Source organism: Mesorhizobium sp. M0954 (assembly GCF_040319155.1).
Classification (GTDB): domain Bacteria; phylum Pseudomonadota; class Alphaproteobacteria; order Rhizobiales; family Rhizobiaceae; genus Mesorhizobium.
The window spans coordinates 51,229-73,717 of the sequence record NZ_JAMYNR010000016.1 but is presented as its reverse complement, the minus strand read 5'-3'; the positions used below and the strand labels follow the sequence as shown (position 1 = coordinate 73,717).

The 22,489-nt window shown below is 63.5% G+C and carries 20 protein-coding genes and 1 riboswitch; of the genes, 13 read left to right on the top strand and 7 right to left on the bottom strand.

Translation table 11 applies throughout. The features are described from left to right. The first annotated feature begins 174 nt into the window (after window positions 1-174). From NKH93_RS21825 to serA, 4 genes are all read left to right on the top strand, one after another. Complete coding sequence (locus NKH93_RS21825; RefSeq protein ID WP_352471192.1) at window positions 175-1,014, top strand: outer membrane protein; 840 nt, start codon at window positions 175-177, stop codon at window positions 1,012-1,014. A gap of 234 nt (window positions 1,015-1,248) precedes the next feature. Further along, window positions 1,249-1,998, top strand: a complete 750-nt coding sequence (locus NKH93_RS21820) for an outer membrane protein (protein ID WP_352972014.1) — start codon at window positions 1,249-1,251, stop codon at window positions 1,996-1,998. Window positions 1,999-2,180: 182 nt separating this feature from the next. Further along, window positions 2,181-3,356, top strand: a complete 1,176-nt coding sequence (locus NKH93_RS21815) for a phosphoserine transaminase (RefSeq protein ID WP_352683368.1) — start codon at window positions 2,181-2,183, stop codon at window positions 3,354-3,356. A 183-nt stretch (window positions 3,357-3,539) separates the two neighbouring features. Further along, on the top strand, window positions 3,540-5,138 hold the full coding sequence (serA, locus tag NKH93_RS21810) for a phosphoglycerate dehydrogenase (RefSeq protein WP_352918478.1): 1,599 nt from the start codon (window positions 3,540-3,542) through the stop codon (window positions 5,136-5,138). A gap of 59 nt (window positions 5,139-5,197) precedes the next feature. Here serA and NKH93_RS21805 read toward each other — a convergent pair whose 3' ends face one another. Further along, complete coding sequence (locus NKH93_RS21805) at window positions 5,198-6,100, bottom strand: DMT family transporter (RefSeq protein WP_352454884.1); 903 nt, start codon at window positions 6,098-6,100, stop codon at window positions 5,198-5,200. Between the two features lie 321 nt (window positions 6,101-6,421). On the opposite strand from NKH93_RS21805, the gene NKH93_RS21800 reads away from it, so the two are divergent. Both NKH93_RS21800 and NKH93_RS21795 read left to right on the top strand, forming a co-directional pair. Next, a complete protein-coding gene (locus tag NKH93_RS21800) occupies window positions 6,422-7,720 on the top strand; it encodes an adenylosuccinate synthase (protein ID WP_023680654.1) in 1,299 nt (432 codons plus the stop codon). Window positions 7,721-7,793: 73 nt separating this feature from the next. Then, window positions 7,794-9,464 carry a hypothetical protein gene (locus NKH93_RS21795; RefSeq protein WP_352972009.1) on the top strand — a complete coding sequence of 557 codons (1,671 nt, stop codon included), beginning with the start codon at window positions 7,794-7,796 and terminating at the stop codon, window positions 9,462-9,464. A gap of 33 nt (window positions 9,465-9,497) precedes the next feature. Here NKH93_RS21795 and NKH93_RS21790 read toward each other — a convergent pair whose 3' ends face one another. The 4 genes from NKH93_RS21790 to NKH93_RS21775 all read right to left on the bottom strand — a co-directional run bounded on the left by NKH93_RS21790 (window position 9,498) and on the right by NKH93_RS21775 (window position 12,596). Next, complete coding sequence (locus NKH93_RS21790; RefSeq protein WP_352450813.1) at window positions 9,498-9,797, bottom strand: CcdB family protein; 300 nt, start codon at window positions 9,795-9,797, stop codon at window positions 9,498-9,500. After that, complete coding sequence (locus NKH93_RS21785) at window positions 9,797-10,039, bottom strand: type II toxin-antitoxin system CcdA family antitoxin (RefSeq protein WP_254816484.1); 243 nt, start codon at window positions 10,037-10,039, stop codon at window positions 9,797-9,799. The genes NKH93_RS21790 and NKH93_RS21785 overlap by 1 nt, the downstream gene beginning before the upstream one ends. Before the next feature lie 76 nt (window positions 10,040-10,115). Continuing rightward, a complete protein-coding gene (locus NKH93_RS21780) occupies window positions 10,116-11,936 on the bottom strand; it encodes an ABC-F family ATP-binding cassette domain-containing protein (RefSeq protein WP_352972006.1) in 1,821 nt (606 codons plus the stop codon). Window positions 11,937-11,951: 15 nt separating this feature from the next. Further along, on the bottom strand, window positions 11,952-12,596 hold the full coding sequence (locus NKH93_RS21775) for a thiamine diphosphokinase (RefSeq protein WP_352613415.1): 645 nt from the start codon (window positions 12,594-12,596) through the stop codon (window positions 11,952-11,954). Between the two features lie 127 nt (window positions 12,597-12,723). Then, window positions 12,724-12,838: riboswitch (TPP riboswitch) on the top strand. Window positions 12,839-12,881: 43 nt separating this feature from the next. Here NKH93_RS21775 and thiB point away from each other — a divergent pair. The 4 genes from thiB to NKH93_RS21755 all read left to right on the top strand — a co-directional run bounded on the left by thiB (window position 12,882) and on the right by NKH93_RS21755 (window position 18,263). After that, a complete protein-coding gene (gene thiB, locus NKH93_RS21770; protein WP_352972002.1) occupies window positions 12,882-13,895 on the top strand; it encodes a thiamine ABC transporter substrate binding subunit in 1,014 nt (337 codons plus the stop codon). Window positions 13,896-14,132: 237 nt separating this feature from the next. After that, window positions 14,133-15,752 carry a thiamine/thiamine pyrophosphate ABC transporter permease gene (thiP, locus tag NKH93_RS21765; protein WP_352971999.1) on the top strand — a complete coding sequence of 540 codons (1,620 nt, stop codon included), beginning with the start codon at window positions 14,133-14,135 and terminating at the stop codon, window positions 15,750-15,752. Further along, on the top strand, window positions 15,749-16,540 hold the full coding sequence (thiQ, locus tag NKH93_RS21760) for a thiamine ABC transporter ATP-binding protein (protein ID WP_352613421.1): 792 nt from the start codon (window positions 15,749-15,751) through the stop codon (window positions 16,538-16,540). Before thiP ends, thiQ begins: the two co-directional genes overlap by 4 nt. Before the next feature lie 253 nt (window positions 16,541-16,793). Beyond that, window positions 16,794-18,263 (top strand): M48 family metalloprotease, encoded by a 1,470-nt coding sequence (locus NKH93_RS21755; protein ID WP_023680559.1) that lies wholly within the window; start codon window positions 16,794-16,796, stop codon window positions 18,261-18,263. Window positions 18,264-18,276: 13 nt separating this feature from the next. On the opposite strand, the gene NKH93_RS21750 is transcribed toward NKH93_RS21755, so the two are convergent. Further along, window positions 18,277-19,134, bottom strand: a complete 858-nt coding sequence (locus NKH93_RS21750; protein WP_254816490.1) for an RNA polymerase factor sigma-32 — start codon at window positions 19,132-19,134, stop codon at window positions 18,277-18,279. 324 nt (window positions 19,135-19,458) lie between these two features. Between NKH93_RS21750 and NKH93_RS21745 the strand changes: the two genes are divergently transcribed. The 3 genes from NKH93_RS21745 (at window position 19,459) to NKH93_RS21735 (ending at window position 21,805) form a co-directional block, all read left to right on the top strand. Then, a complete protein-coding gene (locus tag NKH93_RS21745; protein ID WP_352471184.1) occupies window positions 19,459-20,232 on the top strand; it encodes an amino acid ABC transporter substrate-binding protein in 774 nt (257 codons plus the stop codon). A gap of 122 nt (window positions 20,233-20,354) precedes the next feature. Then, a complete protein-coding gene (locus tag NKH93_RS21740) occupies window positions 20,355-21,035 on the top strand; it encodes an ABC transporter permease subunit (RefSeq protein ID WP_352471183.1) in 681 nt (226 codons plus the stop codon). Beyond that, on the top strand, window positions 21,032-21,805 hold the full coding sequence (locus NKH93_RS21735; protein WP_352918469.1) for an amino acid ABC transporter ATP-binding protein: 774 nt from the start codon (window positions 21,032-21,034) through the stop codon (window positions 21,803-21,805). Before NKH93_RS21740 ends, NKH93_RS21735 begins: the two co-directional genes overlap by 4 nt. A 78-nt stretch (window positions 21,806-21,883) precedes the next feature. On the opposite strand, the gene NKH93_RS21730 is transcribed toward NKH93_RS21735, so the two are convergent. Continuing rightward, window positions 21,884-22,465, bottom strand: coding sequence for a CarD family transcriptional regulator (locus NKH93_RS21730; RefSeq protein WP_006327799.1), 582 nt, complete (start codon window positions 22,463-22,465; stop codon window positions 21,884-21,886). Window positions 22,466-22,489: the final 24 nt, after the last annotated feature.

Here is a 22,489-nt window from a genome sequence, read left to right as displayed (position 1 = left end):
GGGTCGCGGCCAGCTCCGCCTGCAGCAACGGCCGCCAGATTGCTCGACTTTTAGAGATTCGTGGTTAATCAATACGGTTAAACGCCTTTTAACCTTTCCGATTCATTATCCACAACTGAGGTCAATCACATTTCGGGCGCGTTCGCCGTTCGAGGGTTCTCAGGGGTGATAAGCATGTTCAACACAGCTAGAATGGCTCTTCTGGCCGCGCTGTTTGCCGGCGTCGGACCGGCATTCGCCGCCGATTTCGTCGAGCCGCCCGTCGTCGAGGAGGCACCGCCACCGGTTGCCTATGAGCAGCCGGCCGAATTCGGCGGCTGGTATATCCGCGGCGACATCGACTATCACTGGTCGAGGTTTCGTGGTGGCGACTACATCACCTACGGTGTGGCGCCCCAGAATCCCGGCAAGTTCGATACAGGCAAGCTGGATGGCGCCTTCTCGGCCGGCGGCGGTGTTGGTTACCAGATCGACGAGCATTTCCGCACCGATCTCACCCTGGACTGGATGAGCAAGTCCAAATTCCGCGGCTCGACCAACGGCTTCTGCGGCCCACAGCAAACGCCTTGCACGTCCGTCGATACCTCGTCCTATTCGGCGCTGCTGCTCTTGGCCAACGCCTATGTCGATATCGGCACCTGGCATGGGATCACGCCTTACGTCGGCGCCGGCATCGGCGGTGCCTGGGTCAAGTGGGATGAACTGCACAACGTGGACAGCGACGGTTCATTTGATCATGCCGGTGGCAAGGGCTGGCGGTTTGCCTATGCTGCCATGGCGGGCGCATCCTACTGCCTGACTGACCGCGTCAAACTAGATGTCGGCTACCGCTTCAGCCACATCAACGGCGGTAAGATGTTCGACTATGCCTCCCTCCCCAATGTCGGCCCCGGCTATGACAAAGGTATCAACGTTCACGAAGTGCGCGGCGGCCTGCGCTACCAGTTCGGCAGGTCGGACTGTGCGCCGCCGGAGCCTTACGTCCCGGAACCCGAGCCCGTCTACACGAAGTAGTCGCTTCGAAATCGAGGAATTCGTCGACCGCCCGGCTGATGCCGGGCGGTTTCGTTTGGCTGCCTAAAGATGCTGCGTTGCCCTGTAACACCGTCCGGCTCGAGGAGCGAAAACGGATCAAATCAATTGCTAACGCCTTGTTATCCTTAACCCGCACTTAACCACTATGGTTAACAATGCTGTCTGAAACGGCGCGCGCGATCGCGAATGCGCCAAGTTCGGGAGCCGAGGACCATGACATTCAAATCGCCTATAGCACTGGCGCTTGCAGCAGTCGTCCTGGTGCCGCTGACGCCGGCGCTTGGCGCCGATTACGAACCGCCGGTCTATGTCGACCAGGCGCCCGACTATGTACCGGTCGAGGTTGGCTCGGGATGGTATCTGCGCGGCGATGTCTCCTATCTGGTGCAGAAGAGCTTCAAGGATGAGCATTTCGCCTTTACACCCGCGAGCTTCGACGAAAAGGAAGATCCCATCTTCGCCAGCATCGGCTTCGGCTACCATTTCAACGACTATCTGCGCGCCGATCTCAATGTCGGCTATCTTCCCGGCAACAAGATCGACGTCGGCTATAACGACGGAACGACCGTGGCATCGGCGACCCTGAAGAACTATGCCTTCTCAGGCATACTCAACGGCTATGTCGACCTTGGCACCTATGTCGGAATCACACCTTATCTCGGCGCTGGTGTCGGTATCCTGCAGAGCAAGCGTCGCCTCTCGGCGAGCTACTTCACCGACAACGCCGACCCCACCGACGATTTCGTCCTGCGTGACAACAAGACCCAATACTCCTTCGCCTACACGCTGAATGCCGGCCTTGCCTACCAAGTGTCCAAGAACGTCTCAGTCGATCTGGGCTATCAGTATTTTTCCGCGCCAGACGCCGAATATGTGACTGCCGAGAGCCTGACTTCCTTTCCGATCCGCAAAGGAATCAACAATCATCAAGTCAAAGTCGGACTACGCTACGATCTCTGGTAGGCTCGATCGAAGCCGAGGCGTTGACAATGGCGGGTCGCAGGCCCGCCGTTTGCGTTTCGTCGCCGGCAATATCCCGGCAGCGACAAAAACTTTCCCCTTGACGCCGAAAGCCTGAACGCATATCGCCGTCCGTGGGCCACCCCTCCCCAACGAGGGGCCACTATCTGGAAGGATAGACCACGATGACGACGCATACGAAGCCCGGATTCCGTCCGGCAAATCCCAATTTTTCCTCAGGTCCCTGTGCAAAACGCCCCGGCTGGTCGGTCGAGGCGCTCAAAAATGCCGCGCTCGGGCGCTCGCACCGTGCCAAGATCGGCAAGACCAAGCTCGAACAAGCGATCGAGCTGACCCGGGAAATCCTCCAGGTTCCGGCGGATTACCGCATCGGCATCGTGCCGGCCTCGGATACCGGCGCGGTCGAAATGGCGCTGTGGTCGCTGCTCGGCGAGCGCGGCGTCGACATGGTGGCCTGGGAGAGCTTCGGCTCCGGCTGGGTCACCGATGTGGTCAAGCAGCTGAGGCTCGCCGATGTGCGCAGGTTAGAGGCGGACTACGGCGCACTGCCCGACCTGACCGAAATCGACTTCGACCGCGACGTGGTCTTCACCTGGAACGGCACGACGTCGGGTGTGCGCGTGCCGAACGGCGATTTCATCCCGGCCACCCGCAAGGGCCTGACCATCTGCGACGCGACTTCGGCGGCCTTTGCGCAACAGCTCGATTTCAGGAAGCTCGACGTCGTCACCTTCTCCTGGCAGAAGGTGCTGGGCGGTGAGGGCGCGCACGGAATGCTGATCCTCAGCCCGCGCGCCGTCGAACGCCTGGAAAGCTACAAGCCGGCCTGGCCGTTGCCGAAAATCTTCCGCCTCACCTCGGGCGGCAAGCTGATCGAAGGCATCTTCAAGGGCGAGACTATCAACACGCCGTCGATGCTGTGCGTCGAGGACTATCTCGACGCGCTGCGTTGGGCGAAGTCGATCGGCGGCCTCGACGCGCTGGTCACCAGAGCGGATGCCAATGCCGCCGTTCTCGATCGCTTTGTCCGGAAATCTTCCTGGCTCGGCCATCTTGCCGTAGACCCGGCGACGCGTTCGAACACGTCGGTCTGCCTTTCCTTCACCGACCGGCAAGTCGCTGCACTCGACGCCGATGGACAGGCTGCGTTCGCCAAGGCAATTGTCTCGGCGCTCGACAAGGAAGGCGTCGCCTACGACATTGGTGCCTACCGCGATGCACCGCCCGGCCTGCGCATCTGGTGCGGCGCGACAGTCGAGACCTCCGATCTCGAAGCGTTGCTGCCCTGGCTCGACTGGGCCTTTGCCGCGCAAAAGGCGTCGCTCAAAGCGGCGGCCTGACTCCCTCCCCCTCGAGGGGAGGGTGGCCCGAAGGGCCGGGTGGGGTCGCCTCCACCCGTTCAACGATCCGCCATCCAGAAAGAAAAAGATTTGGCCGCATCCGGCCGCAACGACCCCACCCCGGCGCTTCGCGCCGACCCTCCCCTCAAGGGGGAGGGACGCCAATCGCAAAGGACCAAGCCAATGCCCCGCGTTCTCGTCTCAGACAAACTTTCCACCACCGCCGTGCAGATTTTCAGGGATCGCGGCATCGAGGTCGACTATTTGCCGGATCTCGGCAAGGACAAGGAAAAACTGCTCGAAGTGATCGGCCAGTATGATGGGCTGGCCATCCGCTCGGCGACAAAGGTCACGGAGAAGCTGATCAATGCTGCGACCAGGCTGAAGGTCGTGGGCCGCGCCGGCATCGGCGTCGACAATGTCGACATACCGGCGGCGAGCCGCAAGGGCATCATCGTGATGAACACGCCCTTCGGCAATTCGATCACCACCGCCGAGCATGCCGTCGCCATGATCTTCGCGCTGGCCCGCCAGATACCGGAGGCCAACGCCTCGACGCATGCCGGCAAATGGGAAAAGAACCGCTTCATGGGTGTCGAGATCACCGGCAAGACGCTGGGCATCATCGGCTGCGGCAATATCGGTTCGATCGTCGCTACGCGCGGCGTCGGCCTGAAGATGCATGTCATCGCCTTCGATCCATTCCTGTCGGACAGCCGCGCCGAGGAGCTCGGCGTCGAAAAGGTCGAGCTCGACGAGCTGTTCGCCCGCGCCGACTTCATCACGCTGCATACGCCGCTTACCGACAAGACGCGCAACATCATCGACGCCGCGGCGATCGCCAAGATGAAGACCGGCGTGCGTATCATCAACTGCGCCCGTGGCGGGCTGATCGTCGAGGCCGACCTGATCGCGGCGCTGAAGAGCGGCAAGGTGGCCGGCGCCGGCATCGACGTGTTCGAGGTCGAACCGGCGGAGAGCAACGCACTGTTCGGCATGGAGAACGTGGTGGCAACGCCGCATCTGGGGGCCTCGACGATGGAGGCGCAGGAGAATGTCGCGCTGCAGGTCGCCGAGCAGATGTCGGACTATCTGATCAAGGGCGCCGTTTCCAATGCCATCAACATGCCATCGATCACCGCCGAGGAAGCGCCGCGGCTGAAACCTTTCGTCAAGCTCGCTGAAGTGCTCGGCGCCTTTGTTGGCCAGGTCACCGAGGATCCGATCAAGGAGGTCGAGATCCTGTTCGACGGCTCGACCGCGACGATGAACACGCGGGCGCTGATCAGCGCCACTCTTGCCGGGCTGATCCGGCCGCAGGTCTCCGACGTCAACATGGTGTCGGCGCCGATCATGGTGAAGGAGCGCGGCATCATCGTCGCCGAGGTCAAGCGCGACAAGTCGGGCGTGTTCGACGGCTATATCAAGCTGACGGTCAAGACCGAGCACAGGACGCGCTCGATCGCCGGCACGTGTTTTTCGGACGGCAAGCCGCGCTTCATCCAGATCAAGGGCATCAATCTCGACGCCGAGGTTGGCCAGCACATGCTCTACACGACCAATGCCGACGCGCCCGGCATCATCGGTCTGCTCGGCACGGTGTGCGGCGAGAACGGCGTCAACATCGCCAATTTCCAGCTCGGCCGCAACCGGCCGGGCGGTGATGCCATCGCATTGCTCTATCTCGATGCGCCATTCCCGGAAAACGTGTTGGCGCAGGTGCGCTCGCACAAGTCGATCGACTCTGCCAAGCGGCTGCATTTCGATGTTGGGATAGCCTGAAATTCGGTCGCCCCGTGTGCAGCAGCACGCGGGGCGGTGGAACGTCGCGGCAAGCGACTTCATTCAGCAGCGGATGCCGCCATCTTCCGTCCGCTGTATTCGGCGAGGCTGATGCCACCGAGCACCAGCGCGAGAGCCAGCGCCTGATAGAGCTGGAATGTCTCGCCGACAATCAGCACCGATAGCAGCGTGCCGAAGATCGGCACCAGATTGATGAACAGGCCGGCGCGGTTGGCGCCGATCAGCTCATTGCCCCTGATATAGAAGATCTGCGAGATGACCGAAGCACCGATGGCGGTATAGAACGCGACCGCCCAGCCGCGGGCATCGGGGACGATGACTTTGCCGGCGGCAATCTCCCACAGGAAGAAAGGCAGCGATGTGACGAGTGCGGCAACCGACAGCGCCAGCATCAGGCTCTGCCAGCGGATGACCGGCTTCAGCCGCAACCCCACCGAATAGAAGGAGTAGCAAAGCACGGCGACCAGCATGATCGCGTCGCCAAAGTTGAGATCCAGCTTGAGAAGCTGGCGCAGGTCGCCATGGCTCGCCGTCACCGCGACGCCAATGATGGTCAGCACGACGCCAGCGATCTGCACCCGGTTCACCCGCAGGCGAAACAGCACGAAATTGGCGATGATGATCACGATCGGTATCGCCGCCTGCTCGATCGAGACGTTGATCGCCGTGGTGTAGTTGAGCGCCGTGTAGAAGATCGCATTGAAAAAGGCGAAGCCGCAAGCGCCGAGCCCGCCAAGCAGCAACCAGTGCCTGCGCACCACCGGCCAGTCTTGGCGTAGCGTTCCCCAGCCGATCGGCAGCAGAATCAGAACCGCCAGCAGCCAACGCAGGAAGACCAGCGTCATCGGCGAGATATGACCGACCGCCAGCTTTCCCGCCACGGAGTTGCCGCCCCACAGCAAGGTGGTAAACAGCAGGAACAGATAGGCGGCTCGATGCATCGTGAACTCCCGGCCAGGCAGAGGGAATTTGACGGTCGGTGTGGGCCTATTGCGACCGCCAGCCCAAGTAAATGATGTCAAAGGCGAAAATTGTTGTGCCTCGGAGCGTTTTCGGCGGCAAAGAGTGGTCGCACTCGCCGGGTCTTGACGCTATAGAACGACGTGCGTGCAATTGGACGCTACAAAGTACGCGTCGGAAGGCTTTAATCCTCGCGTCGTGCTTTCCGAAAATCGATTCCGATTTTGGGGGCCGATGCGATAGAGGCCTGTCGTTTCGAACTGTTTCAAGCTGCTCGTGCGGCGTCTCAAGGGAAAAGAAATATGGCCAATGTGGTGGTCGTCGGCTCGCAATGGGGCGATGAGGGCAAAGGCAAGATCGTAGACTGGCTGTCGGAGCGCGCCGATGTTGTCGTGCGCTTCCAGGGCGGCCACAATGCCGGCCACACGCTGGTCGTCGACGGCAAGGTCTACAAGCTGTCGCTGCTGCCGTCCGGCGTGGTGCGGCAAGGCAAGCTGTCCATCATCGGCAATGGCGTCGTCTTCGATCCGCACGCTTTCGTCGCGGAGGTTGCGAAATTGAAGGCGCAGGGCGTCGAGGTGACGCCAGACCGCCTGAAAATAGCCGAAAACACCGCGCTTATCCTGTCCTTGCACCGGGAGCTGGACGGATTTCGCGAGGACGCCGCTTCCAATTCCGGAACGAAGATCGGCACGACCCGTCGCGGCATCGGTCCCGCCTATGAAGACAAGGTGGGCCGGCGCGCGGTCAGGGTGATGGATTTGGCGGATTTGGAAACGCTGCCCTTGAAGGTCGACAGGCTGCTGACGCACCACAATGCGCTGCGGCGCGGGCTCGGCCATGCCGAGGTCACGCACGAGGCGATCATGAGCGAGCTGATCTCGGTGGCCGACGAGATCCTGCCCTATATGGACCGCGTCTGGAAAATCCTCGACGACAAGCGCCGCGCCGGCGAGCGCATCCTGTTCGAGGGCGCGCAAGGGACGTTGCTTGACATCGACCACGGCACCTATCCGTTCGTCACCTCGTCCAATACGGTTGCCGGCCAGGCCGCCGCCGGGTCGGGTGTCGGGCCGGGCGCCATCGGTTATGTACTCGGCATCACCAAGGCCTATACGACGCGCGTCGGCGAAGGCCCGTTTCCAACCGAACAGAAGAACGAGATCGGCGAGTTCCTGGGCACGCGCGGCCATGAATTCGGCGTCGTCACCGGCCGCAAGCGCCGCTGCGGCTGGTTCGATGCCGTGCTGGTCCGCCAGGCCGTCGCCGTCAACGGCATCAAGGGCATTGCGCTGACCAAGCTCGATGTGCTCGATGGGCTGGACGAGATCAAGGTCTGTACCGGCTACCGACTCGACGGCGAGGCGATCGATTACCTGCCGGCCAGCCAGGGTGCGCAGGCCCGCGTCGAACCGGTCTACGAGACGCTGGAGGGGTGGAAAGGCACCACCGCCGGTGCGCGCAGCTGGAACGACCTGCCGGCCCAGGCGGTGAAGTACGTCCGCTACATCGAGGAGCTGATCGGCGCGCCGGTCGCACTCCTTTCCACCAGCCCTGAACGGGACGACACGATACTTGTGACCGATCCGTTTCAAGACTAGTTTCTCAGCCTTTCCGGGCATTGCGGCTGATTTGCGGGGGCCGGCCCAGAAACAAATGCAGGTCGACTGACGTATGGTAGATTTTGTTCCTATTCTGAAAAAGGCGCTCGATAAACTCGGTGAGCCGTCGGCGGAAGTGCGCGCCAGGGTCTATGACAGGGCCCGTTCGTCAATCGCGAAACAACTCGCAGAGAAGGCCACGATGACGCCTTCCGATGTCGACCGGCAGATGCGTGCACTGGAAGACGCCATCGCCAAAGTCGAGCGGGACTATGCCAAGCCTGCGCCGCCACCCGACCCGCTGGCGGAACTGGAGGACATCTTCTCCTCCATCGACCGCAACAAGAACCAGTCCAGCCATATCCGACAGCCAGCAAAGACGGAGCCGGCATGGCAGCCGGCAAAGACCGGGCCGGCCTGGCAGCCCACGCCCGCCAAGGCGGCGCCGAACTGGCAAAAGCCGCAGCCCGTCGCTCTTTCTCAGGAGCGCGCTGGTCCGCCGCCGTCCGATATGGAACTTCCGACGGCTGACGGCCAAGACGGCGTTTTTCCGGGCGACGACTTTTCCAACGACGGCGGCCCCGCGGAGGACAGGTTCCAGCGGCTCTATCCTGCGGAGCGCAGGCGCAGCTATGGCGGTGTGATCGCCGCCGCCATTGCCTTGCTCGTCATTGCCGGTGGTGGCTATGGCATCTGGCTGAACAAGGATGCGTTCGGCAGCATGCTCGGCCTCGACTCGACCACAGCCGTCGCCACCGAACCGCTGGTAAAACCAGCCCCGGCCAAGCCGGTGGCCGATGCGGCCGTACCGGCCGCCGCGCCTCCGACGGATTCCGGCGAGGGCGCGAAGTTCACGCAGCGCCTGACGCCCGAGGGCCACGAAGTCGATCCCGGCCCCGCGGCCGGGCAGGCGGGCATCGGCGAAGGCGAATCCGTCGCCGCACTGACCACGCCGCCATCGGCCGCACAAGCGCCGACCACCCCGGCACCGACCACCCCGGCACCGGCCGCGCCGGCTCCGGCCGCACCCGCCGACACGCAAGCCACGGCCAATGCTCCAGCAGTCGATGGGTCCGCTGCACCAACTCCCGCAACGCCGCCCGCCAACGGGGCAGCAGCGCCTGCAGCGGCCGCCCCGCCGCCAGCACCGGCAGCGGCACCAACGGCAGTTCCGCCGCAAGCCACGTTGGCCGTCGGCCAGAAGGCGATCTTCTATGAGGAGCGCACCAGCACCGCTCAAGGCTCGGCCGAGCCCGGCAATATCGTCTGGTCGCTGGTGCAGGAATCGCCCGGCGGCGACCTGCCGCCCGAGCCGGCGATCCGCGCCGAGGCGACCATTCCAGGCAAGGATATCCAGTTGCGCATGACGATCCGTCGCAACACCGACCAGACGCTGCCGGCCAGCCATATTATCGAGATGATCTTCCTGACGCCTGACGGCTTCGAGGGCGGCGGCGTCGACAACATCCTGCGTGTCGCCATGAAGGGCTCCGAGCAGGATGCCGGAAGCCCGCTGATCGGCATCCCGGCCAAGATCGCCGACGGTTTCTTCCTGGTTGCGCTCAACGATACCAAGGCGGATGAAGACGCCAATCTGACCTTGCTCAGAGGTCAGGACTGGATCGACGTGCCGGTCGTCTACAAGACCGGGCGGCGGGCGCTGCTCACCATGGAAAAGGGCATTCCAGGCGAGAAGGTGTTCGACGAGGCGCTGAAGGCCTGGCAGACTAAGACGGCGGGGTGAAGACGGTCCGCCACCCCGAAGCTCCCCAGCAGTTCAGAAGCCCTGGAACAGCATATCGAGCGCGGCCACGATCTCGTCGTGATGCCTCGTCAGATTCAGTCGGCTCTCGCCCAGTTCCGTCGCCGCAACCGTGGCGATCAAATGGGTGGCCATGACCAATTTCCGACCATTGATCTCGAAAATCGGATGGAGCTTTCGCATTGGTGATGGCGCCATCGCAGCCGGCAGAAGCGGGACGACCACCCGGGTCTTGAAATGGTCTAGCAGATCGGCCTGGACGTCGAGGAGATAGCCGCCTTCGATGCTACCCGCGAAGACGTCGTAGCGCGCCATCAGAATTGCCGATGTTCTGCCAGCGGAATACCGTGTTTTTCGACATATTCGTTCCACGCATCTATCGTCGCGCGGTTCTCAAGCTTCCACAGCCGCGTCTTTTCGGCGGCCACGGCCTCGGCGATGCCGGCTTCAGCGGCGCGCGAGACATTCACATCGAGCCCCTTGGCTTCCTTCATGAGCTTTGAGTCGATCGACAGATTTGCCGGCTGGCGAACCGCATTCACAGCTATCTTGCGCATGATCACCTCCACAGTATGCGCATAACATATGCGCATTCCTCTCTAGTCGCAATGACAAGGTGCTTGAACTCGCGAATTACCCCTCCATCTCCTCGCGCAGCATTTCCAGTTCCAGCCATTCCTCCTCGAGCGCTGCCAGTGTGACGCGCTCCTTGTCGAGCGCGGCAATCGTCTTCTGGAACGAGGCCGGATCGCGCTCGTAATAGGCCGGATCGGCGATGTTGTTCTCCAGCCGCGAGATCGAGGCCGACACCGCCTCGATCTTCTTGGGCAGCGATTCCAGCGCGAATTTCTGCTTGAACGACAGTTTCTTGGCCGGGCCCTTCGGTGCGGCCGCTTCGTTCCTGCTTGCCGCCGTCGCGTCGCCCGTCTCGGCCTTTGGTCGCGCCTTGCGGTCGTCCAGTCTGGTGCCGCCGCGCTGCGCCAGCATGTCGGAATAGCCGCCGGCATATTCGATCCAGCGGCCGTCACCATCCGGCGCGATGATGCTGGTCACGGTGCGGTCGAGGAAATCGCGATCGTGGCTGACCAGGATCACCGTGCCGGCAAAGCCGGCGACCAATTCCTGCAGCAGCTCCAGCGTCTCCATGTCGAGGTCGTTGGTCGGCTCGTCGAGCACAAGCAGGTTTGCCGGCCGCGCCAAAACGCGGGCGAGGATCAGCCGCGCCCGCTCGCCGCCCGAAAGCTCGCGCACCGGCGTGCGCGCCTGTTCCGGCTTGAACAGGAAGTCTTTCATGTAAGAGACGACGTGGCGCTGCTCGCCATTGATGACGAGGTTCTCGCCGCGCCCGTCGGTGAGATACTGCGCCAATGTCTCCTGCGGGTCGACGGCTTCGCGCTTCTGGTCGAGCGTGGCGATCTCCAGATTTGTGCCGAGCCGCACCGTGCCCGCGTCCGGCTTCAATTCGCCGGTCAGCATCTTCAACAGCGTCGTCTTGCCGGCGCCGTTCGGCCCGACCAGACCGACGCGATCGCCGCGCTGGATTCGGGTCGAGAATCCCTTGACCACGGTCAGATCGCCAAAGGTCTTCTCGATGTTCTTGGCTTCGATCACCAGCTTGCCGGATTCGGCGGCGTCGCTGGCTGTCATCGTCGCCGCACCCTCGGCGCCGCGATGACCACGAAAGCGCTGGCGCATGGTCTGCAACTCACCGAGCCGGCGCATGTTGCGCTTGCGCCGCGCTGTCACGCCATAGCGCAGCCAGTGCTCCTCGCGCACGATCTGGCGACCGAGCTTGTGCTGCTCGCGCTCTTCCTCCTCCAGCACCGTGTCGCGCCATTCCTCGAAATAGCCAAAGCCCTTGTCGAGACGGCGGGTCTGGCCGCGGTCGAGCCAGATTGTGGCGCGTGACACGCGCTCGAGAAAACGGCGGTCATGCGAGATGACGACCAGTGCCGAGGAGGTGCGGGCAAGCTCCTCCTCCAGCCATTCGATGACCGAAAGGTCAAGATGATTGGTCGGCTCATCGAGGAGGAGAATGTCGGGCTCCGGCGCCATGACGCGGGCGAGGGCGGCGCGCCGCGCCTCGCCGCCGGAAAGGTCGTTCGGCCGTTCCTCGCCGGTCAGGCCGAGATGCTCCATCAGATAGGTGGCGCGGTAGGGATCGTCGGCGGGCCCGAGCCCCGCCTCGACATAGGCGCGGACGGTCGCAAAACCGTCCATGTCGGGCATTTGCTGCAAGTAGCGCACGGTTGCCGAGGGCTGGCGGAAGACTTCGCCATCCTGCGGTTCGATTAGCCCGGCGGCGATCTTGAGGAGCGTCGACTTACCAGAGCCGTTGCGGCCGACCAGGGCGATCTTGTCGCCAGCCGAGGCCGTCAGGGCGGCACCGTCGAGCAACGGCGTGCCGCCAAAGGTCAGCTTTATCCCGTCGAGATTGAGAAGCGGCGGCGCCATATCAGCTTTCTGGGCTCAGCTTTCCGGAAGAGGGTAGGGATGCGCGAGCAGCAGCGCCCGGCCGCTGGCCAGCGCGATTTCCAGCCGGCCCCTGACCTCGTTGGAAATGGTCAGCGACGAGCCGAACGCAACCTCGACATGGTCGAGCGGCCATTTGGCGCCGGTGACTGTCAGGCCGGCGAGATCCGAGAAGCCGAGCACCGAAAACAGCGTGCCGTCGGCATAGTCGAAGCCAGTCTTTCCAGGCAGCAAAGGAATGCCTTCCTGTGCGCCGCTGGTCAAAAGCACTTCCGTTCCGCCTTCCGCCAGCCGGACGCTCAGCGCCAGATGCAGGAAGATGTGGTCGGTGCGTTTGCCGCCGAAGGCGCCTGCGAGCACAAGGCTTGTCGCACCGCGTTCGAGCGCGGCGGCGATAGCGAGTTCACCGTCGGTCTTGTCCTTTTCAGCGGGAAATACCTGCCGTGGCACGGCGGCCAGATCTTCCGGCAAATCGGCAGGCACCGAATCGAAATCGCCGACCCAGAGTTCCGGCCTCAGGCCCAGCATGCGGGCATGACCGATGCCGGCGTCGGCGGCGATGACGCGCGAGCCTTCGACCTGGCGGTCGAGCAGCGGTGTGCGGATGAGATCGCCGCCAAGCAGGATGGTGAATGTGCTCATATCTCGTGGCCCTTACCAGCCCTGCCCCGGAAACGGAAGATGAAACGGCAGACGAAACGGAAGGCTGGGCTTTGGATGCCCGGCAAACTTCCGCTTGCGCAGCACTTCGGCCGGGCCTATGTGTCGCAACGCTCTAACGGGGTGCCGGACGCGATCTTCGCGGACCGGCTGAGAGGCAAGACTGCCAACCCGCTGAACCTGATCCGGTTTGTACCGGCGGAGGGATTAGACGTTTCGGACAGCCCGACGCCTCAATTCCTTTCAACGCGAACGAAGGAGGCGCCGATGCGCAGTTTTTTCCACTCTCTTGTCTCAATTGTCCTGCTTGCGGCATCCGCGCTCGCCCTGCCGGGGCAGGCATCGGCACAGGATAGACTGACGGTCTATACCTATGAAAGCTTCACCGCCGATTGGGGTCCGGGACCGGCAGTGAAGAAGGCCTTCGAGGCCGAATGCAGTTGCGTCGTCGAATTCGTCTCGGTCGCCGACGGCGTGGCGCTGCTCAACCGTGTGAAGCTGGAAGGCGCCGCGACCAAGGCCGATATCGTACTTGGCCTCGATACCAACTTAACCGCCGACGCCAAGGCAACCGGCCTGTTTTCGCCGCACGGCGCCGTCTCGGGCGTCAATGTGCCGGGCGGCTGGAGCGACGATATTTTCGTGCCGTTCGACTATGGCTATTTCGCCGTCGTCTACGACACCGAAAAACTGAAGAGCCCGCCGAAGAGCCTCAGGGAATTGGTCGAGGGCGATGCCGGAGAGAAGATCGTCATCCAGGATCCGCGCACCTCGACGCCGGGCCTTGGCCTGCTGCTGTGGGTCAAGTCGGTCTATGGCGACAAGGCGCCGGAAGCCTGGGCCAAACTCAAGGCGAAGGTGCTGACGGTAACGCCGGGCTGGAGCGAGGCCTACGGCCTGTTCACCAAGGGCGAGGCGCCGATGGTGCTGTCCTACACCACCTCGCCGGCCTACCACATGGTCGCCGAAAACACCGAGCGCTACCAGGCGGCGTCCTTCGAGGAGGGCGAATATCTGCAGATCGAGGTCGCGGGGATCACCACCGAGGGTGCGAAGAACCCGCTGGCGGAAAAGTTCATCGCCTTCATGACCGGACCGAAATTCCAGGATGTCATTCCCGAAACCAACTGGATGTTCCCGGCCGGCAAAACCGACAAGCCGCTCAACCCGGCGTTCGACAAGCTGGTCAAGCCGACCAAGACCTTGCTGTTCAGCCCGGAAGACGTCGCGGCCAACCGCAAGGCCTGGGTCGATGAGTGGCTTGCGGCGATGAGCAAGTAGGGCTCAAGCCTCGTCGGATGTTTGCGCCAAGCCACCCCCCTCTGGCCTGCCGGCCATCTCCCCCTCAAGGGGGGAGATTGGCAGCTTCATTGCTGGCTCTTCCTTGGCAACGTTGGAGTGAGGCGAACGCGTGGGTGACACCCGATCTCCCCCCTCGTGGGGGAGATGTCCGGCAGGACAGAGGGGGGCGCGAAGGAACGCTGTCCTCGCTAAGAATCTCGAATCTGGTGGTCTAGCGTGCAACGCGCGGCATCATTGGACTCCCGCGTCACTGCCGGTATCGTCGCGCTCGCCGCCATCGCGCTGCTGATCGGCGGTGCATTCGCCGGTCTCGTCGTCGAAGCCACACGCGACCTGTCCGGCGCCGCCTCCGCTTTCGATTCCTATCTCTTGCGTGTCGTCCGTTTCACGCTCTGGCAGGCTCTGCTGTCGACCCTGCTCTCCGTTGCACCGGCGCTGTTCGTCGCGCGCGCCCTGTCGCGGCATCCGCGTTTTTTCGGGCGAGCCTTCATCCTCCAGCTTTTCGCCGTGCCGCTGGCGCTGCCGGCCATTGTTGCCGCACTCGGTGTCTTGGCGCTCTATGGCCGCGCCGGCTATTTTGCCGGCACGCTCGGCGCGCTAGGCGGCCAGAGCTGGCCCGGCATCTATGGCCTGTCGGGCATACTCGTCGCCCATGTCTTCTTCAACCTGCCGCTGGCGACGCGGCTGTTCCTGGAGGCGTTGCAGACCGTGCCGGCCGACCAATGGCGGCTGGCGAGCCAGCTTGGCATGGGTGCTGCGCCGGCCTTCCGGCTGATCGAATGGCCGCCGCTGCGTGCGGCCTTGCCCGGCGTTGCCGGGCTCGTTTTCATGCTGTGCATCACCTCCTTCACCATCGTGCTTACGCTCGGCGGCGGACCCAGCGCGACGACGCTCGAGGTTGCCATCTACCAGGCGCTGCGTTTCGACTTCGACCCGGCGCGGGCTGTGACGCTGACCCTGCTGCAGATTGCCCTGACCTTCGTCGTCGTGCTGGCCTTGACGCGGCTTAGCGCCAATATGACCGGCGATGCCAATCTGCCGGTGGCGCCGCGCCGGTATTTTTCAGCCGGTGCGGCCGAGACCGTGCTGAACGCATTGGCGATCGGGCTGGCACTGCTGTTTGTCGCCGGGCCGATGGCGGCCACGTTGGCAGCCGGGCTTGGCGCCGATCTCGGCCGCCTGGCCGGCGAGAGCGCGGTGCGGCAAGCGACGGCGACCAGTGCCGTGCTCTCCCTCCTATCGGCGCTGCTCTCTGTGGCGTTGTCGCTGTCGCTGGTCATGGCGCGCCGGGCGCTGGCGCTCACCCGGCGGAGCGGCAGGAGGACGCTGCTCGAACATCTGGCCGACACCGGTGCGGGGTTCGTCCTGGTGGTGCCGCCCATCGTCATCGGTGCCGGCTGGTTCTTGCTCTTGCGCACCGTCAGCGATGTCTTTGCGATCGCCCCTGTCATGGTCGTTGCGGTCAATGCGGTGATGGCGATGCCGTTCGCCATCCGCGCCATCCGCCCCGCCTATGACGCGGCGAGCGAACGCCACGAACGGCTCTGTGCACAGCTTGGCATCTCGGGCTGGAACCGGTTGCGGCTGGTCGACTGGCCGTCGCTGCGGCGGCCGCTCGCCACCGGCTTCGCTTTCGCCATGGCGCTGTCGCTCGGCGATCTCGGCGTCATTGCGCTATTCGGCAGCGATTCCGTACAGACCTTGCCCTATCTGCTGCTGGCGCGCATGGGCAGTTACCGCACCGAGGATGCCGCCGGCCTGGCGCTGCTGCTCGGCCTTGTCTGCCTGGCGCTGGTGTTGGCCGCGGACTGGCTGGGAAGGAGGGAGAAATCATGATGCCGATCAGCCCGGAACGGTCCATTTCGGTGGAAAAAGGCGCGGCCGTGCGGCTCGATAATGTCTCGTTCAGCTATGGTGAAACGCCGCTTATATTCGATGTCGATTTCCCGGCGTCGGAAATCACCGCCATCATGGGGCCGAGCGGTTCGGGAAAGTCGACGCTGCTCAATCTGGTGGCCGGCTTCGAGACGCCGCGGTCGGGCCGCGTGCTGATCGGCGGCGCCGACGTCAGCACTGCGCCGCCATCAGCGCGGCCGGTATCGATGGTGTTCCAGGAAAACAACCTGTTTGCCCATCTGTCCCTCGAGCAGAATGTCGGGCTCGGCCGCTCGCCTTCGCTCAGGCTGAGCGAGGCTGACCGCGCCGCAATCGCCGCAGCGCTGAAGCGCGTCGGCCTTGCCGGCAAGGAAAGCCGGCTGCCGCGCGAACTCTCCGGCGGCGAGCGGCAGCGCGTCGCGCTCGCCCGGGTCCTGGTGCGCGACCGGCCGGTGCTGTTGCTCGACGAGCCGTTCGCTTCGCTCGGACCGGCACTGCGCGACGACATGCTCGACCTGGTGGCCGACGTCCATTCGGAGCAGCGCATGACGGTGCTATTCGTCACGCACCAGCCGGACGATGCGCGCCGTATCGGCCAAAACATGGTTTTCCTGGATGGTGGCACGGTTGCCGCGACGGGCACCGCGGCCGATTTTTTCGTCGGGGCTGGACCGGAGGCATTCCGACGCTATATCGGCTCGGGTCCGTTTGCGGCTGGATCACGAGATGTTGCCCGGAAGCGGACATAATTTATGGTCAAACCGGCGGAAGGCGAAGCGGCGCTTGCTTGCCATGGTCGAGGTAGTGTGGCTAGGTCCGCCAGGAGCTGGTCCGGCCTAGAGCGTGATTTGCCCTTGCTGCCTCGTATCCGTCGGACGCACGAAGGACGCCGTAGCACTTGATTTGCGCGTGATGCTTTCCGGAAATCGCGCCCGATTTTCGCGGTCACGTGCCAGGACTTGAAAGGAAGCCGATCTGCCGACCGGCATCGACAATCGGAGGGTGAAACCGCTGGCGCGCTTTCTGGCGCTGGCCGGTCTTGCCGTGGCGCTGGCAAGCTGCCAGATGTTCACGCCTCCCGACGTGCAGGAATCAGGCTTTCAGCCCTCAGACAAGCCGATCACGGTCGACAATGTCGCCGCCAACGGCAAGCTCGCCCAACTGGCGAAGGCGCAGCACCCGCGCATCCTCGCCACCTATGGCGGCGAGTATTCCGACCCCAAGCTCGAGCGCATGGTGGCCAAGATCGTCGGCAGACTGACCGTGGTGTCGGCCAACCCAACCCAGACCTACCGCATCACCATCCTCAACTCGCCCAACGTCAATGCCTTCGCGCTGCCGGGCGGCTATCTCTACATCACCCGCGGGCTGCTGGCGCTGGCCAACGATTCCGCCGAGCTGGCCGCCGTCATCGCGCATGAGATGGGCCACGTTACGGCCAACCACGGCCTGCAGCGCCAGCAGCTGGAAGCCGAAGAGGGGTTGGCGACCAAGGTCGTTTCGGACGTGCTCGGCGACAACCCGACGGCCAAGGCGGCGCTGATCCGCGGCAAGCTGAGGCTGGCCCAGTTCTCGCGCAATCAGGAGCTGGAGGCCGATGCCATCGGCATCAAGTCGATCGGCGAAGCCGGTTTCGACCCCTACGCCGCCGGCCGCTTCCTGCAGTCGATGTCGGCCTATACCGATTTCCGCTCAATCAGCGGCGCCACCGACGCCAGCCTCGACTTCCTGGCGACGCACCCCAACACGCCGCAGCGTATAGACCTCGCGCAGCGCCACGCCCGCCAGTTCGGCGCGCCTGGTGTCGGGTCGCGCGACCGCGATTCATTTCTTGCCGGCGTAGACGGGCTGCTTTACGGCGACACGCCGGAGGAAGGCTACGTGCGCGGCGAAACCTTCCTGCACCCTGGCCTCGGCGTGTCGTTCTCGGTGCCCAACGGTTTCGTCATCGACAATTCGGCGGCGGCGGTGACGGCGACCGGCCCGGGCGACATGGCGATCCGCTTCGACGGCGTTTCGATCGACAAGAACCGCTCGCTGACCGACTACATCCGCAGCGGTTGGGTTGCCGGCCTCGACGACAGCAGCGTGCGCCAGGAGACGATCAACGGCAACGAAGCGGCAACCGCGCATGCCGGCGCCGATGGCTGGCAATTCGACATTGCGGTGATCCGCGCCGGCGGCCAAGTCTACCGCTTGCTGACTGCTGCGCCGTCGGCCAGCACCTCGCTGAGCACGGTGGCGCGCTCGGTCAGCGGCTCGTTCCGCATCCTGAGTGCTGCCGAGAAGGCAGCACTGAAGCCACTGCGTATCCGCATCGTCACCGTGCAGCCCGGCCAGACGATGGGCTCCCTGGCCGCACAGATGGTCGGCGTCGACCGCAAGCTGGATTTGTTCAGGGTGCTCAACGCGCTGTCGCCGGGTGCCGCGGTTTCGGCCGGCGACAAGGTGAAGATCGTCACCGACAAATAGCAGACGACGCGATTCAGGCTGCGAGAAATTCCGGATTCTGCTTTACCAGCGCCGCCTTGAGCTTTTCCATGGCGCGCGCCTCGATCTGCCGGACACGTTCCTTGGAGATGCCGAGCGTCTCGCCGAGCGCTTCGAGCGTCGCGCCCTCGTCGCTCAGCCGGCGTTCCTCGATAATCCTGAGCTCGCGCGCATTGAGAGCGCCGAGTGCCGTCTTCAGCCACACCGAGCGGCGTTCGACGTCGATCGTATCGCCGACGACCTCATCGGGCAGCGGGTCATCCGAAACCAGGAACTCCATCCGCTCGGTTGCGCCCGCATCGTCGGCAAGCGGCGTGTTGAGCGAGCTGTCCGGCGCCGAAAGGCGGGAATCCATCATCGCCACATCGGCCTCCGATACCCCGAGAGCCGCCGACACTTCGCGGTAGAGCGTGGCATTCGACGTCTGCTCGGCGCCGTTTGCCAGGCGGGCGCGCAGACGCCGCAGGTTGAAGAACAGCGCCTTTTGCGCCGAGCTGGTGCCGCCGCGCACGATCGACCAGTTGCGCAGGATATAGTCCTGCATCGAGGCGCGAATCCACCAAGTCGCGTAGGTCGAGAACCGCACCTCGCGCTCGGGTTCGAAACGGGCCGCGGCCTCCAGCAGCCCGACATGGCCTTCCTGGATCAGGTCGCCCAGCGGAAGGCCGTAGTGGCGAAACCGCGACGCCATGGAAATGACCAGCCGCATATGCGCGACGGTGATGCGGTGCAGCGCGTGCTGGTCATTGTTCTCCTTCCAGCGCAGCGCCAGGAGATGCTCTTCGTCACGTTCCAGATAAGGGGCTTTCATCGCCGCGCGAACCATGGTCCGTCCTGCACTGTCTTCCATCATGCCGCGCTCCTGCTTCAGGCGTTGCGGTGCGATCGAATCGTGAGTTGGCGCCGATGGTTGAAATGGCGGCGCCGCGCCCTACAACAGCGAAGAACGTGCCATGCGGGGGAATGTTCCCCCGGACTGTCATGTCGATTGCGCTGTTCCAGGCGATTCGCCACCGGCCTTGACTCAGCCGGATGGCGCCGGAAGATGCTGGTTGAGAATTGGATTTCAAGGGCGCGGGATTTTTGAAATTCAGTTTCTTATTCTGGCATCGCGCATCTGTCATTTTCCGGCACTCGCAATGACGCCGGACACCGGCCAAGGACGGATCACAGAAAAATGAAATGGCTCAAATCGCTCATCATCGCCGGAACGCTGCAGGTTCTGGCCATCGCCGCCGGTCACGCCGGCGCCAATCTCGACCAGATCAAGCAGTCCGGCGTCTTCAAGGTCGGCACAGAAGGAACCTATGCGCCCTTCACCTATCATGATGCTTCCGGCGCGCTGGTCGGCTTCGACGTCGAGATCGCGCGGGCCATCGCCGAGCGCCTCGGCGTCAAAGCCCAGTTCCTCGAAGGCAAATGGGACGGGCTGATCGCCGGTCTCGATGCCAACCGCTACGATGCCGTCATCAACGAGGTCGGCATCACCGAGGCGCGCAAGGCCAAATATGACTTTTCGGATCCCTACATCGCCTCCAAGGCGGTGCTGATCGTGCGCGGCGACAACACCGACATCAAGGGTTTCGCCGATCTCAAGGGCAAGAAGGCGGCGCAGTCGCTGACCTCGAATTTCGGCAAGCTGGCTGAAACCAATGGCGCCGAGCTCGTCGGCACCGACGGCTTCGACCAGTCGATCCAGTTGCTTCTTACCGGCCGCGCCGACGCCACCATCAACGACAGCCTGTCCTTCCTCGACTTCAAGAAGCACAAGCCCGACGCCAATGTGAAGATTGCCGCCCAGGAAGAAAACGCCGACTATTCCGGCGTCATCGTGCGCAAGGGCGATCCGGAACTGGTGGCCGCCATCAATAAGGCGCTGGCCGACATCAAGGCCGACGGCACCTACAAGAAAATCGCCGACACCTATTTCGGCCAGGACGTTTCGAAGTAAAACGGCTTTCTCGTGTGGGCCGAACGCCGGCCCGCGTCGTTCATATCGCGGCGAGCTGTCTTTTGACGGCCCGCCGCTTTCGCGTGATATGAGCGACGGCAATCTGGCAAGGAGGAGCCTTCGTGCCGCACTGGCTGCAATTGATGCTGGAATCCCTGCCTACGCTGCTATGGGCTGCACTGATCTTCACCGTGCCGCTGACGCTGCTGTCGTTTGCATTCGGTCTTGTACTAGGCCTGGTTGTGGCGCTTGTCCGGCTGTTCGGTCCCAAACCGCTGGTCGCCGTGGTCCGCTTCTACGTCTGGATATTCCGCGGCACGCCGCTTCTCGTGCAACTGTTCCTTATCTTCTACGGCCTGCCATCGGTCGGCATCCTGCTCGACGCCTTTCCGGCAGCACTGATCGGCTTCACCTTGAACATCGGTGCTTATTCGTCGGAAATCATCCGCGCCGTCATCGGTTCGGTGCCGAAGGGTCAGTGGGAAGCGGCCTATTCGATCGGCATGACCTGGGCCCAGGCAATGCGGCGCACCATTCTTCCACAGGCGGGGCGCGTCGCCGTGCCGCCGCTGTCCAACACCTTCATCTCGCTGGTCAAGGACACTTCGCTCGCCGCCGCCATCACCGTGCCGGAGATGTTCCAGGCAGCGCAGCGCATCGTCGCCACCACCTATGAGCCGCTGATCCTCTATGTCGAGGCAGCGGCCCTCTATCTGATCATGAGCTCCGTGCTGTCGGCCTTGCAGGCGCGGCTGGAAACGCGGCTCAACCGTTATGGCGGCTTCCTGGAGGCGCGCGCATGATCGGCCTCACCAACATCGAAAAGCGTTTCGGCGACAATCTTGTGCTGAAGGGCGTGACCGTCACCATCGAGGAAGGCAGCGTTACGGCGCTTGTCGGACCGTCGGGCGGAGGGAAGAGCACTCTTTTGCGCTGCATCAACCTGCTCGAGCTCCCGACTTCAGGCACGGTACGGATCGGCGACGATGCACTCGAATTCCGCCCCGGCGGCAGGGTCTCGACCAGGGATATCCAGCGGCTGCGGCTGCAGACCGGCATGGTGTTCCAGAATTTCCAGCTGTTTCCGCATCGCACCGCGATCGAGAACATCATGGAGGGGCTGGTGACGGTGCTGAAATGGCCCAAGGAGAGGGCGCGCGAACGGGCGCGGGCCCTGCTCGAAAAGGTCGGCATGGCGCACAAGGCCGATGCCTGGCCGGCGACGCTGTCAGGTGGCCAGCAGCAGCGCGTGGCGATTGCCCGGGCTCTGGCGCCTTCGCCGAAAGTCCTGCTCTGCGACGAGCCGACCTCGGCACTCGATCCGGAACTGGCGCAGGAGGTGGTCGATGTGCTCGGCAAGCTCGCCAGCGAGGGCACGACCATGGCGATGGCGACGCATGATCTGCGGCTCGCCTCCAAGATCGCGCGGGAAGTGGTGTTCCTCGATGCCGGCAACATCGTCGAACAAGGCCCGGCCGCGGTGCTGTTCAGCAATCCGGAGCGCCAGCGGACCAAGCGGTTCATCGCCACGCTGAAGCACGAGGCGGAAAGGGAAGGCGGCGGCGAAGGTTAGATATGCCCGTCGCCGGTCAGCCAAAACAAAAAACCCGGCGCGAGGCCGGGTTTTTCTGAATTCGAAGACGAGAAAAGCTCAGGCGGCTTCTTCCTGCTCGGCTTCCTCGTTGTCGGCCTTAGCGCCGCGCTTCGGGCCCTTGTTGAGGTTCACCTCGATGAGGCGGACCGCTTCGGTCTCCGACATGCGGTTAACGGCCGCGATCTCGCGGGCCATGCGGTCGAGGGCCGCCTCGTAGAGCTGGCGCTCGGAATAGGACTGCTCCGGCTGGTTATCGGCGCGGTAAAGGTCACGCACCACTTCCGAGATCGAGATCAGATCGCCGGAGTTGATCTTGGCATCATATTCCTGGGCACGGCGTGACCACATGGTGCGCTTGACGCGGGCGCGGCCCTGCACGACCTTCAGCGCGCGCTCGACATAATCCTCTTCCGACAGCTTGCGCATGCCGATCGAGGTCGCCTTGGCGACCGGCACCTTGAGGCGCATCTTGTCCTTCTGGAAGTCGATGACGAACAGCTCCAGCTTGTGGCCCGCGACTTCCTGCTCATCAATCGAGACGATCTGGCCGACACCATGCGCCGGATAAACGATGTATTCGCCGGTCTTGAAACCGTGGCGCGCTGCGGTGGACTTCTTCTGCGGGGTGATCGTTGCCATTACGCCCTGAACTCCTTGTTGTGG